The 14,706-nt window shown below is 72.5% G+C and carries 12 protein-coding genes and 1 pseudogene; 7 read left to right on the top strand and 6 right to left on the bottom strand.

The features are described from left to right. Positions 1 to 190: 190 nt before the first annotated feature. The 3 genes from AB0C59_RS28235 to AB0C59_RS28225 are packed head-to-tail and all read right to left on the bottom strand — an operon-like array spanning position 191 to position 3,420. Positions 191 to 1,468 (bottom strand): hypothetical protein, encoded by a 1,278-nt coding sequence (locus AB0C59_RS28235; protein ID WP_363009453.1) that lies wholly within the window; start codon positions 1,466 to 1,468, stop codon positions 191 to 193. Between the two features lie 51 nt (positions 1,469 to 1,519). Further along, positions 1,520 to 2,776 carry a HAMP domain-containing sensor histidine kinase gene (locus AB0C59_RS28230; RefSeq protein ID WP_363009451.1) on the bottom strand — a complete coding sequence of 419 codons (1,257 nt, stop codon included), beginning with the start codon at positions 2,774 to 2,776 and terminating at the stop codon, positions 1,520 to 1,522. Further along, positions 2,767 to 3,420 (bottom strand): response regulator transcription factor, encoded by a 654-nt coding sequence (locus tag AB0C59_RS28225; RefSeq protein ID WP_363009449.1) that lies wholly within the window; start codon positions 3,418 to 3,420, stop codon positions 2,767 to 2,769. Before AB0C59_RS28225 ends, AB0C59_RS28230 begins: the two co-directional genes overlap by 10 nt. A 99-nt stretch (positions 3,421 to 3,519) precedes the next feature. Here AB0C59_RS28225 and AB0C59_RS28220 point away from each other — a divergent pair, with 99 nt between their 5' ends. Next, positions 3,520 to 4,353, top strand: coding sequence for a hypothetical protein (locus AB0C59_RS28220; protein WP_363009447.1), 834 nt, complete (start codon positions 3,520 to 3,522; stop codon positions 4,351 to 4,353). An 18-nt stretch (positions 4,354 to 4,371) separates the two neighbouring features. Here AB0C59_RS28220 and AB0C59_RS28215 read toward each other — a convergent pair whose 3' ends face one another. Next, entirely contained in the window at positions 4,372 to 5,262 is an 891-nt protein-coding gene (locus AB0C59_RS28215) for a hypothetical protein (protein WP_363009445.1), read from the bottom strand. A gap of 272 nt (positions 5,263 to 5,534) precedes the next feature. On the opposite strand from AB0C59_RS28215, the gene AB0C59_RS28210 reads away from it, so the two are divergent. The 5 genes and pseudogenes from AB0C59_RS28210 (at position 5,535) to AB0C59_RS28190 (ending at position 10,136) form a co-directional block, all read left to right on the top strand. Next, entirely contained in the window at positions 5,535 to 5,777 is a 243-nt protein-coding gene (locus tag AB0C59_RS28210) for an FTR1 family protein (protein WP_363009443.1), read from the top strand. Continuing rightward, positions 5,660 to 7,108, top strand: a pseudogene (locus AB0C59_RS28205) (FTR1 family protein); the annotation flags it as partial. The gene AB0C59_RS28210 and the pseudogene AB0C59_RS28205, both read left to right, overlap by 118 nt. Before the next feature lie 481 nt (positions 7,109 to 7,589). Next, positions 7,590 to 8,861, top strand: a complete 1,272-nt coding sequence (gene efeB / locus AB0C59_RS28200) for an iron uptake transporter deferrochelatase/peroxidase subunit (protein WP_363009441.1) — start codon at positions 7,590 to 7,592, stop codon at positions 8,859 to 8,861. A gap of 139 nt (positions 8,862 to 9,000) precedes the next feature. Further along, positions 9,001 to 9,441 (top strand): aspartate 1-decarboxylase, encoded by a 441-nt coding sequence (panD, locus tag AB0C59_RS28195; protein WP_363009439.1) that lies wholly within the window; start codon positions 9,001 to 9,003, stop codon positions 9,439 to 9,441. After that, the gene (locus AB0C59_RS28190; RefSeq protein WP_363009437.1) at positions 9,438 to 10,136 is read left to right on the top strand and encodes an aspartate/glutamate racemase family protein; all 699 of its coding nucleotides are present in this window, start codon (positions 9,438 to 9,440) and stop codon (positions 10,134 to 10,136) included. The genes panD and AB0C59_RS28190 overlap by 4 nt, the downstream gene beginning before the upstream one ends. A gap of 603 nt (positions 10,137 to 10,739) precedes the next feature. On the opposite strand, the gene gndA is transcribed toward AB0C59_RS28190, so the two are convergent. Continuing rightward, positions 10,740 to 12,179: an NADP-dependent phosphogluconate dehydrogenase gene (gene gndA, locus AB0C59_RS28185; RefSeq protein ID WP_363009435.1), complete on the bottom strand. Its 1,440-nt coding sequence runs from the start codon at positions 12,177 to 12,179 to the stop codon at positions 10,740 to 10,742. Positions 12,180 to 12,358: 179 nt separating this feature from the next. Between gndA and AB0C59_RS28180 the strand changes: the two genes are divergently transcribed. Then, a complete protein-coding gene (locus tag AB0C59_RS28180; protein ID WP_363009433.1) occupies positions 12,359 to 13,552 on the top strand; it encodes a transglycosylase family protein in 1,194 nt (397 codons plus the stop codon). A 21-nt stretch (positions 13,553 to 13,573) separates the two neighbouring features. On the opposite strand, the gene AB0C59_RS28175 is transcribed toward AB0C59_RS28180, so the two are convergent. Beyond that, positions 13,574 to 14,572 (bottom strand): DMT family transporter, encoded by a 999-nt coding sequence (locus tag AB0C59_RS28175; RefSeq protein WP_363009431.1) that lies wholly within the window; start codon positions 14,570 to 14,572, stop codon positions 13,574 to 13,576. Positions 14,573 to 14,706: the final 134 nt, after the last annotated feature.

Here is a 14,706-nt window from a genome sequence, read left to right as displayed (position 1 = left end):
ACGATCCACGGACGGGACTCCCTCTTCCCCACGGATGGCCTAACGAGTAGCCCAGCTGACAGTCACGCCATCACACCACTTCTGTTAGGACCTTTAAGTCCGGGTTCCGCCGGATCCGGTGGTACCGCGGGGTGAACCATGACGGCCGGGTGGTACCGGGGTACCAGGGGCTCCCGGCGCGGCACGTGCGTCAGCGCAGGTCCGTGAGGAGGGTGCCGAGTTCGGCCTCCTGCCGGGCCGGCGACATCGGCGGGTTCGGGTGGTCGATGCCGAAGGTCTTCAGGACCTGGTCCATCTGGGCGTCGAGGAACGTCCAGCCGGTGTCGTCCAGCGGCTGCAGCGAGGCCTGGTCGGCATCCCAGAGGTCGCGCAGCGACTGGGCGGACGCGTGGGCCCCGGCCGCGTCGCCCGACCGCGCGTCCCTGAGCGAGGTCGACGCGAGTGTCCGCAGCGCGTCGACCTTCGCGGGCGGGAACTTCTTCACGGCCTGGCCGGGGGCGAGGTGCACGGTGGAGGTGGCGTCGGTCTCCGGCGCCGGGCCGACGTGCGGCCGGCTGTGCGCCCAGAACAGCAGGCCCCCGGTGGCGGCGGCCAGGAGGACGAAGCCCGCCAGCGCCATGCGCTCCCTGCGCGGGTCGGCGGTGGTCCGCGGGGTGTGCGTGGCCTCGTGGGTCTCGGTCACGTCGGAGCGTGTCGCGGTCAGGTAGAGGACGGTCGCCAGGATCAGGCCGAGGAAGATCAGGCTGGTGGTGAAGGTGCCCAACGCGAGACCGGTCGGGTCGCCCGGGCTCTGAGCGACCTTCGGGGAGGCGAGCCAGTCACCGATGTTGGCACCGAGCGGGCGGGTCAGGACGTAGGCGAGCCAGAAGGACAGCACCGGGTTGGCGCCGAACCTCCGCAGCAGCGCTGTCGACGCGATGAGGCCGAGCGGCAGCAGGACCGAGACTCCCGGGCTCCAGCCGGTGAGTTCGAGGGTCCAGTCGCCGGTCGCGGTGCCGAGCGCGAAGGTGACGAGCACGGTGAGCCAGTAGAACGACTCACGCGGCAGCGTCGTGACCGCGTGGATCGAGAGGGTGCGCTCGCGCAGCCACCACACGCCGAAGACCACGACGAGCAGGACCGAGAACACCGCGGAGCTGATCCACAGCGGTACGCCGAGCTGGTCGGTCAGGATGTCGGTGTACAGCGTGCCCGTGACGCTGACCACGACCACGGTCAGCCAGTAGGGGAACGGGACGTACCGCTTCAGCCGCAACTGGACGCCCAGGACCACCGCGAACACCGCGGTGAAGATCCAGGCCGTGTTCACCAGGCCGACGCCCAGCTTCATGTCGATCCAGTCGGCGAAACTCTCCCCGACCGTCGTGCACAGGATCTTGATCACCCAGAACCAGATGGTGACCTCGGGAACCTTGTTCAGCATCAGCCGCCCGCCGCGGCGCGCGCGGACTTCGCTTGTCGTCGTCATGGGGCCGAGGGTGGCGCGGCCAACCTGCACACAACCTGACCGCGCGATCGCCTAAGACGTGGGGAAGGTCACCTCGACGTGGCCGCGGCCCTCCGCGATCGCACGGACCCCCACGCCCGCGGCCGTGGCGAGACGCCTCACCACGGCCAGCCCCAGCCCGTGCCCGTCGCCGCTGGTCACGCCCGCGTCGAAGACCCGGTCGACGTCCGCCGGATCGAACCCCGGGCCGTCGTCGAGGACATCGATCACGACGCCCTGGGGCTGGACGCGCGCCGTGACCGAGACACGCGACCTCGCGTGCCGCAGGCCGTTCTCCAGCAGGGGCGACAACACCCCCACGACGACCTCGGCCGCCACGGCGACATCGACGTCGACCGGGACGGCGAGTTCGACGGCGCGACCGGCGATCGCCTGGAGCGCCGCCGCCCTGAGATCGCAACGGGTACCGCCCTCGCTCCGTGTCCGGGCGGCGCTCAGAATGGTCGTGATCGCCGTGTTCAGCCGGTCGACCTCGGTCAGGACGGTCTCCGGTGCCAGACGGTGGGCGGACAGCTGCGCCAGCTGTGCCTCACCCCGCAGGGCCGTCAACGGCGTCCGCAGCTCGTGGGCGATCTCGTCGGTGAGCCGGCGCTCGTCCGCGAGCGCGCTGTCCACGCGGTCGAGCAGCCGGTCGAGGGTCCGCCCGAGCTCCCCGAACTCGTCGCGAGGGACGCCGAGGTCGAATCGGCGACCGGGTTCGTGCTCACCCCAGTCGTCGGCGAGAGCGGCCATGTCGTGGACCACCCGCAACGCACGGCCCACCACGAGATGTGCGACGACGCCCGCGAGCAGGATCGAGAGGCCACCCAACAGGAGCGACATCACCAGGCTGCGCTGCTCGGACGTCTCGTACGGTGTCAGATCCACCCTCACGACCGCCGCGACCCGGTGGCCGTCGAGCCGGATCGGCTCGGCATACAGAAGGTCTCCGCCGACCGTGGCCGTGCCGGACCGCCCGGCGCCGGCGAGTGCCTCCACGCGGTCCACGAGGCCGCCCGGCACGATCCCGTCGATGAGGTGCCCGTCGGCGTACACCCACGCGACGGTGTCCAGCGCCTCGTTGCCGCTCTCGATCAGCACGACGTGGCCACCGCGCACGGCCACGTTCGCCGCCACGGCCTCCGCGCGCGCCTGCGCCAGAGCGTGCGCGTCGGCGTCGGTCACCCGGCTCAGCAGCACGTGCGAGACCACCACCAGCACGGCGACCACCGCTGTCGCGATCAGGATCGCCAGCGCGACGACCCTCCCGCGGAAGCCCGTCACTCCCATCGGTAGCCCACCCCGCGGACCGTCGCCAGGCGATCCGCCACGCCCAGCGCACCGAGTTTGGTGCGGAGCCGGCGGACGAAGGAGTCGAGGGTGTTGTCGCTGACCTGCGCGCCGTGGGGCCAACCGGCGGCGATGAGGGCGTGGCGGCGGACGGCGTCACCTTGCGAGGCGATGAGCCTGCCCAGCAGCCGGTACTCGGTCGGCGTCAGGCGCTCGCTCCTCGCACCGTGGATCACGACGTGTTTCGCCGGATCGAGAACGATGCCGTGCGCGGGTGTCGTCGCGGTCGACCTGCGGAGCAGGGCGCGGACCCGCACCAGCAGCTCCGGGACGTCGAACGGTTTCGTCAGGTAGTCGTCGGCTCCGGCCTCGAAGCCGCCCACCTTGTGCTGCATGCCGTCCAGGGCGGTGAGCATCAGCACCGGAGCGTCGACGCCACGTGCCCGCAGCGCCACGCAGACATCGCGTCCGTCGGCGTCCGGGAGCCCCAGGTCCAGGACGATCAGATGGGGGACGGGATCGAGGCGCCGCAGCAGACCGTCCGCCGTGGAAACGACCGCGATCGTGTGGCCGTCGTGTTCGAGTGCGCGCCTGAGGACGTCGCGGACCGCCGCATCGTCTTCGCACACCAGGATGAATGCCACATCTCGATCCTAGGTAGTCCGGGTACCCTTCGTGCGCGCCACGCTAGACCGACTACACACGTGTAGACAAATGTGATCTCCGATCCGTAGGGTGTCCGGGTGACTTCGACAGCTCGTCGCGCCCGTTCGGGCAGCACCACCACAGGCGCCCTCCACGGCGCGGTTCGCGTTCCCGGGATCATCGCCGCCTTCTGGGTGACCAAGGGATTGTCCACGGCCCTGGGGGAGGGGGCCTCGGACTACCTCGTCCAGGCCATGGCGCCCCAGATCGCCGTGGTCCTCGGATTCGTCGCCTTTCTCGTCGCGCTCGCCGTCCAGTTCCGCCAGGCCCGCTACCGGGCGTGGACGTACTGGTTCGCCGTCGCCATGGTCGGCATCTTCGGAACCATGGCGGCCGACGTGATGCACGTCGCCCTCGGCGTGCCCTACAGCGTCTCCAGCGCGCTGTACGCGGGGCTGCTGCTGGCCGTGTTCTGGCTGTGGCGGCGCACCGAAGGCACCCTGTCGATCCACGCGATCGACTCGCCGCGCCGTGAGGCGTTCTACTGGGCGACCGTGGTCGCCACCTTCGCCATGGGCACGGCGCTGGGTGACTTCACCGCCTTCACCCTGCACCTGGGCTACTTCACCTCCGCGGCCGTGTTCGCGGCGCTGATCCTCGTACCGGCGGTGGGGTACCGCCGGCTGGGCTGGAACCCCGTGTTCTGCTTCTGGGCCGCGTACGTGGTCACCCGCCCGCTCGGCGCGTCGATCGCCGACGGCCTGGCGAAGCCCCGCTCCGCCGGGGGCGCCGGCCTCGGGGACGGGCCGGTCGCCCTGGTCCTGCTCGCGCTCATCGTCCTGATGGTCGCCTACCTGGCGGTGACCAAGGCGGACGTCCCGCGCGCCCAGGAGCCCACCCCCGCGCCGGGACCGGTCGCCGCACGCGGCTAGCGGGGCGGGGTCCGCGCCTCAGTCGGCCAGGCCGTGCCCCTCCACGGCCGGCGCGGGAGCTGTTCGGCGCTCCCGCGCCTGGGCGTAGGCCATCAACACGACCAGCACGGTCGCCAACACGGCCGACGAGCCGACCGTGCCCAGGTCCAGGCCCCCCTTGGCGGCCGGCTTCGTCAGGAAGTCACCCGCGGTGGCGCCGAGAGGGCGCGTGAGGACGAAGGCGATCCAGAACAGCACCACGTTGGGGACCGCGGGCACCTTCATCAGCACCACGAGCACGGCGAGCGCCCCGGTCACGAGCAGCGCGCCCCCCGCGTAGCCGAGGCCGGAACTGTCGGACAGGAAGTCGCCCATGGACGTGCCCAACGTGTTGGACACGAGGATCGCGGACCAGAACAGCGCCTCTCCCCTGAGGGTGACGATGTCGCGGATCTGGAACGTCATGCCGCTCAGCTTCCAGGCGAGGAAGATCACCAGGAGGATCGAGATCAGGATCGCCGCGCCCGCCGGGTACCCCAGCCCGAGACCCTGAGGACCCCAGCCCAGTTTCGTCGCGCCGCTCGACAGGTACTTCGCGCTGGCGTCGCGGTTCATGAAGTCGGACATCGTGGTGCCGGCCATGGAGGTCGACAGGATCACGGTCCAGTAGAAGAACGGGTTGTAGTGGCTCGACCGCAGTTGGACCACCAGCGTCACCACGAAGATGAGGAACAGCGCGACCGTGGTCAGGAAGTAACCGAGCCTCAGGGTCTGCGCGAAGAGATCGCCCGCCGTCTCGCCCAGGGTCGTCGCGGCGATCTTCATGACCCAGAACGCCAGCGTGACCTCGGGCAGCTTCTTCATCACCGATCCCGGGACACGGGGCGCGCCCGTCCCGCCGACGCCGGTGGTGACCGACTGTCTCTCCATGGCCATCGCTCCCCTCGGTCCTGCCGTCAGGACGCACGTCCGCAAGGCCGGGCGCCCCGCGCGTTCCGAGCACACCCTTCCCTCGAACCGGGCCGCGCGATCGGACGCGTCGTCCGGTCGAGCGACCTCCTTGCGGGTGGCGGCACCGCGAGGTGTGGCATCACGGTCGGACAACTGAACGACTACAGGCTTGTAGTCGCAAGTCCGTTTGGGTTAGGTGTACCTAAGTTCGACGCCGTCGAGTCGGGCGGAAACCGTGCGGGGAGGGCCACATGTGGGATGACGCGTTTCCGAGCTTCCTGATCGGGCTGCGGGAAGGGCTGGAAGCGGGACTCGTCGTCTCCCTCCTCGTCGCGACGCTCGTACGGGCCAAGGCCCGGTCCCGACTGCCGCACGTGTGGACCGAGGTCCTCGCGGCGGTCGCGCTCGGCATGAGCTTCGGCGCCGTACTGACCTTCACCGCCGCGTTCTGTCCGCGACCGCGCAGGAGAGCTTCGGCGGCACCCTCAGCCTGATCTCCGTCGCGTTCGTCACCGCCATGGTGTTCTGGATGCGCCGCTCGGCCCGGGACCTCTCGGGCCGGATCAGGGAAAAGGTCACCGGCGCGCTCGCCATGGGCGCGGGCGCGCTGATCGTCACCTCGTTCCTGGCCGTCGGCCGCGAGGGCCTGGAGACCGCCCTGTTCCTGTGGACGACCGCCCGGGCGGCCGGGGAGTCCGCCGGACCCCTGACGGGTGCCGCGATCGGTCTGGTCCTCGCGGCCGGTCTGTGCCGGGGCCTGCACCGTCGCGTCCTGAGGATCGATCTGACGAGGTTCTTCACCGCCACCGGCGCCGTCCTCGTCGTCATCGCCGCCGGAGTACTCGGCTACGGCCTGCGCGATCTCCAGGAAGGCGGCGTTCTCCCCGGACGCGCGGCCCACGCGGTCGACCTGAGCGCAAGCGTCGACCCCGGCTCGTGGTACGGCACCCTGGTCCAGGGCGTCCTCAACCTGACGCCGGTCATGACCTGGTTGCAGGTCGTCGGCTATGTCGGCTACCTCACCGTGGTGATGACGCTGTTCGTCCGCGGCCCGCGCCCCACGGCACCGAAGCCCGCCGCCGGGACGGCTGCTTCCGGGCAGGGTGACGCCCCCTCTCCTCGGCGCCGCCCGGCCTGGGTCGTTCCCGTCGCCGTCGTCGTCGTTCCGGCGGTCGTCGCGGCCCTGACGGTCGCCCTGGGCCGCCCCGGACCGGCGGACGCCCAGACCGTCGCCGTCTCCCCGACGGAGTGCGGCAAGGGGTTCACCGCGCCCCGGCCCGGTCGGCGCACCTTCCAGATGCGCAACACCGGGAACACGACCTCCGAGGTGTACCTCGTCGACCCGGCGACCAACGCGGTCCACGGCGAGATCGAAGGCCTGGCCCCCGGTACCACCCGTCCTCTGGTCGCCACCGTCGCGGGCGGCACCTACGCATGGCGGTGCGTTCCCACCGGCGGCACGGCGGTCACCTCCAAGGCCGTACGCGTCAGCGGCACCGGCGCGGCCAGGGCGGTCGTGCCGGTCTCGGCGAAGGACCTCGCCGGTCCCCTCGACCAGTACAAGGCGTACGTCCGAACAGGCCTCGCCACCCTCGTCGCCCAGACCCGCCTCATGGCCGCCGACGTCAGGGCCGACCACCTCGCCAAGGCCCGCGCCGGCTGGCTCACGGCCCACCGAACCTACGCCTCCCTCGGCGCGGCGTACGGCATCTTCGAGGACTTCGACCGGAAGATCGACGGCCTGCCCGACGGCGTCCGCGACAAGGGCTTCACCGGATTCCACCGCGTCGAACTCGGCCTGTGGCACGGCGAGACGGCGGCCTCCCTCACCGCCTCGGCCGCGCGGCTGTCCGCCGACGCCGAAGGACTGCGCAGGGCGTTCCCTCACCAGGACTTCGACCCCGCCGACCTGCCACTGCGCACGCACGAGATCCTGGAGAACACCCTCCGGTTCGAGCTGACCGGCGACACCGACGAGGGCAGCGGCACCAACCTCGCCACCGCCGACGCCGACCTCACCGGCACCCGCCACCTTCTCACCGTCCTCAGGCCGCTGCTCATCAGCCGTGCGGCCCCGACTGCTCCCGACGCTCGACGCGGACATCGCCCGCCTGCGAAGGCTCCTGAACGGCGCCCGCCGCGCCGCCGGCTGGACCCCCGTCGAGCGGCTCGCCGCCGTACAAGCAGCGCCTGGACGGTGCCGCCGGCCGGCTGCTGGAAGACCTCGCTCCGATTCCGGACCTCCTCGAGATCCGGAGGTCCGCCTGATGGCCACCGCGCACCCGCACCCCGAAGGGAACCCGTCGATGTCCACTGCCGAACCGCCGACCTGCCCGGTCGGCCCCGCCCGCCTCTCCCCCGTGCGGACCATGGTGGGCGCCGGTGCCGCGGGGGCGGTCCTGGCGGGCGGCGGATTCGCCCTCGGCGCGAGCGGCACCACCGCGCAGGCCGAGGCGGTCGGAACCGACAGCACCGTGAAGACCCCCTTCCACGGCGCCCACCAGGCCGGCATCACCACCCCGGCTCCGGCCGCGGCCGCCTTCGTCTCGCTGAACGTCATCGCCGACGACCGCAGGGGCCTCGCCGACCTGCTGAGGACCGTCACCGAGCGGGCCCGCTTCCTGACCTCCGGCGGCGCCCCCGCCGATCTCGGCGTCGGCGCGCCGCCCTCCGACAACGGCATTCTGGGCCCCGACGTCCCCGCGGACGGCCTCACCGTCACCGTCGGTGTCGGCGCCTCCCTCTTCGACGACCGCTACGGCCTCGCCAAGGCCAGGCCCGCTCGGCTCACCCCGATGCGGACCTTCCCCAACGACAACCTGAACCCGGCCGAGTGCCACGGCGACCTGTCCCTGCAGATCTGCGCCCAGAGCCAGGACACCGTGCTCCACGCGTTGCGCGACATCGCACGCCACACCCGGGGCGGCATGCAGATCAAGTGGCGCGTGGACGGATTCCAGAACGCTCCCCGCCCCACCGGAGCCCAGCGCAACCTGCTCGGCTTCAAGGACGGCATCGCCAACCCCGACGTCAACTCCGCACGTGAGACGGATCAGTTGATCTGGGTCGGCGGCGGGCAGGGCGAGCCCGCCTGGACCGAGGGCGGCAGCTACCAGGTGATCAGGGTCATCCGGATGCTGGTCGAGTTCTGGGACCGGGTCTCGCTCACCGAGCAGGAGAAGATGTTCGGCCGCCGCAAGGACACCGGCGCCCCGCTCGACGGCGCCGTGGAGACCGACATCCCGCACTACGCCAAGGACCCGCAGGGCAACGCGATACCCATGGACGCGCACATCCGCCTCGCCAACCCGCGCACCCCGCACACCGACACCTCCCGCATCCTGCGGCGCGGCCACAACTACGACCAGGGCGTGGACAACGTCGGCAACCTCGACATGGGCCTGGTCTTCTGCTGCTACCAGCAGGACGTCAAGCGCCAGTTCGAGGCCGTACAGACCCGACTGATCGACGAGCCGCTGGTCGACTACATCTCCCCGACCGGCGGCGGCTACTTCTTCGCCCTGCCCGGCGTGCGCGACGGCAGGGACTGGCTCGGCAGCGCGCTGCTCGCGACCTGAGCCGAGAGTCTTGAGCCAAGAGGCCTGAGCCGAGTGGTCCTCGGCAGTCGACCTTCGCGCCCGAGGTGTGCCAGTGTAGGCTGAAGAGTGCCCTTGACCTGCAAAAAGCGGGCAGGGAGCCGTCATTCAGGAGTCCAAAGTGCTGCGTACTCTGCTCAAGTCCAAGATCCACCGTGCCACCGTCACCCAGGCCGACCTGCACTACGTCGGATCCGTGACCGTCGACGCCGATCTCCTCGACGCCGCCGACCTGCTGCCGGGTGAACTCGTCCACATCGTCGACATCACCAACGGCGCCCGGTTGGAGACGTACGTCATCGAGGGCGAGCGGGGCTCGGGAGTCGTCGGGATCAACGGGGCCGCGGCCCACCTGATCCACCCCGGCGACCTCGTGATCCTCATCAGCTACGCCCAGGTGACCGACGCCGAGGCGCGCGTCCTGATCCCCCGGATCGTGCACGTGGACGCGGACAACCGGGTCGTGGAACTCGGTGCCGACGCGTCCGCCCCGGTTCCGGGGACGGACCAGCGGCGCAGCCCCCAGGCCGTCCCGGCCCGAACGGCTGAGGCGGTCCTTTGAGCGGTGCGCCCACCGAGGGCACCCTCGCCCTGCTGCACACCTCACCCGTCCACGTCCCCGTCTTCGAGGCTCTGCGCGACGCGTCCCGCCCAGGACTCGGACTGCAGCATTTCGTGGCCGAGGACCTGCTGCTCCGGGCGCGCGAGCGGGGCCCCGAGGACGTCGCGGACGCCGTCCGTGCCCTGATCGGTGAAGCCGTCGGGGCGGGCGCCGACGCCGTCCTGTGCACCTGCTCCACGCTGGGAGTCGTCGCCGAACGCGCGGCGGCGCAGGTGGGGGTGCCCGTGCTGCGGGTGGACCGGCCGATGGCCGCCGCCGCGGTCGCGGCCGGGCCGCGGATCGTCGTCGTCGCCGCGGTGGAGAGCACCCTGGAGCCGACCGTCGCGCTGATCCGGCAGGAGGCGGCGGGACGCGCCGTCGAGGTCGTCGCCCGGGTGGTGGACGGCGCCTGGGAGCGGTTCGAGGCGGGTGACACCGAGGGCTACGCGCAGGCGGTGGCCGCGGGGGTGGACGGGGTCGTCGACGCCGACGTGATCGTCCTCGCCCAGGCGTCCATGACGGTGGCCCGGCATCTGGTGACGACGGCCCTGCCGGTGCTGGCGAGCCCCGAGTCGGGGTTCGCGGCGGCCGCGGAGGCGGCGGCACGGGCGGCGGCCGCGGCCGCGCCCGGGAACGCGGGCCGTTCCCTGCCGTGAGCGCCGGGCGCACGCGCCGGGTCCGGCGGGCCGGTTCCCCCGAAGGGCGGGTGTCCGCGGGGGCTCGCCGGGTACCCGGGGAGCCCAGGCCGACGCGCCGAAGGGCTGGAGGACACGATGACGCAGCCGTTCCCCGATCCCGCACAGCCGGGACCGCCTCCGGGACCGGGACCCGGACCGGAGCCGGCTCCCGGGCCGGGCCCCGCGCCGGGGCCGCACCCCGTGCCCGCGGAACCCCAACCCGTGCCGCCGCCGCCGGGACCCGCGCCGCCGGGACCCGACCCCGTGCCCCCTCCGCCGCCAGGCCCGAGCCCGGGCCCCACGCCGCCGTCCCCGGTTCCCGGCCCGGGCCCCGACCGCCCCCGGCCCGCTCCGGAGCCCGGCCCGGACCCCGAGCCGCGCCCCGTCCCGCAGCCGCCGCCCTCACCGGTCCCCGAACCACCGGGCCCGGACCCTGCCCCGCCCCCCGAGCCGGGCCCGCCCCTGAGCTGATCGGCCCCCCCCGGGGCTCGGCCAGGCGCGGCCGACCCCCACGACCGGACCGCCAGCCGGAGCCGGAGCCGGTCGGTGCGGGGGGTGTCCTGGGGTGCCGGGCCCTCGGCCCTACGCCTCCACCTCCGAGCGGTCCCCGCCCCACAGCGTGTGGAACGAGCCCTCGCGGTCCGTGCGCCGGTAGGTGTGCGCGCCGAAGAAGTCCCGCTGCCCCTGGGTGAGCGCCGCGGGAAGGCGCTCGGCGCGCAGTGCGTCGTAGTAGGCCAGGGCCGCCGAGAACCCGGGCGTGGGCACGCCCTGGCGGGTCGCGGCGACGAGCACCTCGCGCCAGTCGTCCTGCGCCGCCGCGATCTCCTGGGCGAACGTCGCGTCGGACAGCAGGCTCGGCAGGTCGGGCCGGGCGTCGTACGCGGCGCGGATCCGGTCGAGGAACGCGGCGCGGATGATGCAGCCGCCACGCCAGATGGAGGCCGTGGTGCCGAGGTCGATGTCCCAGTCGTACTCGTCACTGCCCACGGCGATCTCATGGAAGCCCTGGGTGTACGACACGATCTTCGAGGCGTACAGCGCCTGTTCGACCCGGTCGGCGAACGCCGCGGCCTCCGCCTCGCCCAGCGGCGACGCCTGCGGCCCCGCCAGGTCCCGTGAGGCGTCCCGCAGCGCCTTGTGTCCGGACAGCGACCGGGCGAAGACCGCCTCGGCGATACCGGACACCGGCACCCCGAGGTCGAGCGCGATCTGCACCGTCCACCGGCCGGTGCCCTTCTGCTCGGCCTGGTCCTGGACCACGTCCACGAACGGCTCACCGGTCGCGGCGTCCACATGGGCGAGAACCTCGGCGGTGATCTCGATCAGGTACGAGTCCAGACGGCCGGTGTTCCAGGTGCGGAAGATCTCCGCGATCTGCGCGGGGGAGTAGCCCGCGACGTCGCGCAGCAGCTGGTACGCCTCACCGATCAGCTGCATGTCCGCGTACTCGATGCCGTTGTGCACCATCTTCACGAAGTGCCCGGCGCCGTCGGGTCCGACATGCGTGACGCACGGCGCCCCGTCCTTGGCCTTCGCGGAGATCTTCTCCAGCATCGGGCCGAGGGAGGCGTACGACTCCTTCGAGCCGCCCGGCATGATGCTCGGCCCGTGCAGGGCCCCCTCCTCGCCGCCGGAGACACCGGTGCCCACGAAGTGGATGCCCCGTTCGCGCAGTTCCCTCTCCCTGCGGCGGGTGTCGGCGAAGTGCGCGTTGCCCCCGTCGATGATCATGTCACCGGGTTCGAGCAGCGGCGCGAACTCCTCGATCACCGCGTCGGTGGGGTCGCCCGCCTTGACCATGATCATCAGACGCCGCGGCCGCTCCAGCGCCGCCACGAACTCCTCGGCGGTCCTGGTCGGGACGAAGTCGCCCTCGTGCCCGAACTCCTTCACCAGGTCCTCGGTCCTGGCCTCGGTCCGGTTGTGCAGGGCGACCGTGTAGCCGTTGCGTGCGAAGTTGCGGGCGAGGTTGCGGCCCATGACCGCGAGACCCGTGACGCCGATCTGGGCGGTAGTGCTCATGACGGTGACTCCTAGAGGTCGGTCGTGCACGTCAGTATTGCCCGTCGACCATCCTTGCGTGCCGTCACGCCCCTCGCACATCCGGCCGTTGCGGTGCTCTCGCGACCGATACCTGTCTTGTCATGGCCTGTTCGGGGCGCTTACTTTTGGCCCTCCTGACGCATGCCTAGGGGGTCCCCATGGCCGCACGCGGCCGGCACCGCCGGTACCAGCCGACAAGGATCAACCGCGCCTCGCTGACCGTGACGGCGGGTGGCGCCGGCATCGCGATCCCGCTCATCGGCGCCGGCCTCGCGCACGCGGCCGACGCGGGCACCTGGAACAAGGTCGCCGCCTGCGAGTCGAGCGGTGACTGGAGCGTCAACACGGGCAACGGCTACTACGGCGGGCTGCAGTTCACCCGGTCCACCTGGGCGGCGTACGGCGGGACCGCGTACGCGCCGCGTGCGGACCTGGCGAGCAGAGGCCAGCAGATCGCCGTGGCGGAGAAGGTGCTTGAAGGGCAGGGTCCGGGCGCCTGGCCGGTCTGTTCCGTACGCGCCGGCCTCACCCGGTCCACCACGTCCACCACGTCCGCCGGATCCGCCGCGCCGCCCGCTGCCGCCGCGTCCGCCGCGCACGGGGTGCGGACGCGGTCCGCCGGGCGCTCCGTCCGCGAGGTGACCCCGGGGACCACGCCCCAGTCGCTCGCGGGCCGCGCCGAGATGTACACCGTGGTGCGCGGCGACACCCTCTCCGGCATCGCCGACACCCACCGCGTCCAGGGCGGCTGGCGCGGGCTGTACGCGGCCAACCGCTCCACCGTGGGCGTCGACCCCGACCTGATCCTGCCCGGGCAGCGGTTGGAGCTCGAGGGGAAGGCCCCCGTCCACCGAGCCCCGACCCACCCGGCACCGGAGAGCTCGCGGCCCCACAAGTCGGCCGCCCCGCACCCCGCGAAGCCCGCCGCCGGGCGGTCGTCCGCCTCGCAATCCCTGGTCGCCCCGGTGAACGCCTCGACGGGCACGCCGTACCACGCCGCGGGAACGGAGTGGTCGAAGGGCTACCACACGGGCGTCGACTTCCCCGTGCCCACCGGCACCTCGGTCAGGGCGGTGGCGGCGGGGCAGGTCGTCAGTACCGGTTGGGGCGGATCCTTCGGCTACCAGGTGATCGTCCGGCACGCCGACGGCCGGTACACGCAGTACGCGCATCTGTCGGCGATCTCCGTGAAGGACGGGCAGAGCGTGGCGGGCGGGCAGCGGGTGGGGCGCTCCGGCTCCACGGGCAACACCACCGGCCCGCACCTGCACTTCGAGGTGCGGACCGGGCCGGACTTCGGCAGCGACATCGATCCGGTCGCCTATCTCCGGGCCGGCGGCGTCAGGATCTGAACAACCGGCCCGCCCGGGCCGTCAGGTCTCGACCTTCGACCTCGGGCGTCCGCGGTGCCGGTGAGGCGCCGAGCGCGGTACGAACGGCCCGGGCACCGCGGGCAGGGAGACCCGCAGCTCGGGCAGCGGTTCCGGAAGCGGCTCGGCGGCCGCCCCCGGGCTCTCGGCGGGCGTCGCCGTGGTCCGCCGCTCACCGCCGATCCTTTCGGTGGTGAGCAGGATCAGACCGCCCGTGGCGAGCACGCCGCAGCCGAGGGCGAGCACCGTGCCCGTCGTGCCGTGGTGGAAGACCTCCCCGAACATGGTGAGTCCGACCGCCGCGGCGACCACGGGGTTGACCACCGTCAGCGTGGCCAGGGGCGCCGCCAGACCCGCGCCCCGGTAGGCGGCCTGCGACAGCAGGATGCCCGCCGTCGCGAGCACCGCTATCACCGCGAGGCTGGGCAGGTCGGACAGCGGGACGCCGCTCGCCCAGTCCATCGCGACCGTCTTCGTGAACACCGACGACATGCCGAACGCGACTCCCGACGCGACGGCCAGCAGCACACTGCGCACCGCGGGATGCCGCTGCGTCGCGCGGGCCGCCGCCATCAGAGCCACCACGGCGCCCGCGGTGACCACGGTCAGCAGGACGCGCGGGGAGGTGCCCAGCGTCCGTGTGTCGGACGCGTCGACCAGGGACAGCAGACCGGCCAGTCCCACGGTCGCCATCACGGCGCCCCGCCATGCCGTCGCGCCCGCTCGGCGGCCCACGAACAGCGCCGCCATCGGCAGCGCGAACACGATGGTCAGCGCGCCCAGCGGCTGCACCAGGCTCAGCGGACCGCAGGCGAGGGCCACGACGTGCAACAGCCCGCCCAGGCCGTTCAGCAGGACGGCCGCCCACCAGGCGGGGCGGCGCAGCGTGGCGCCCGACCGACCCGCGCAGGACACGGCCACCTGCTCCTGCACGATCGCCCCGCCCGCGTACGCGAGGGCGGAGACGAGCGAGAGAAGCACGGACAGCGCGAGGGCGCTCATGAGCGTCTCCTCCGCGTGGGGCCGAGGCCCGGGCCGCGGCTCGGATCCCGGCGCGACGAACGGTCTGGTTCCATGATGAACACGATGCCCTGGCGCGTCACTTCCGTCGTCGTCCCTGAGCACTTGATCGCTCG

The sequence above is a fragment of the Streptomyces sp. NPDC048664 genome, assembly GCF_040650555.1.
Taxonomy (GTDB): domain Bacteria; phylum Actinomycetota; class Actinomycetes; order Streptomycetales; family Streptomycetaceae; genus Streptomyces.
Note: the sequence above shows the minus strand (reverse complement) of the source record. Positions and strands in the feature narration are given on the sequence as shown.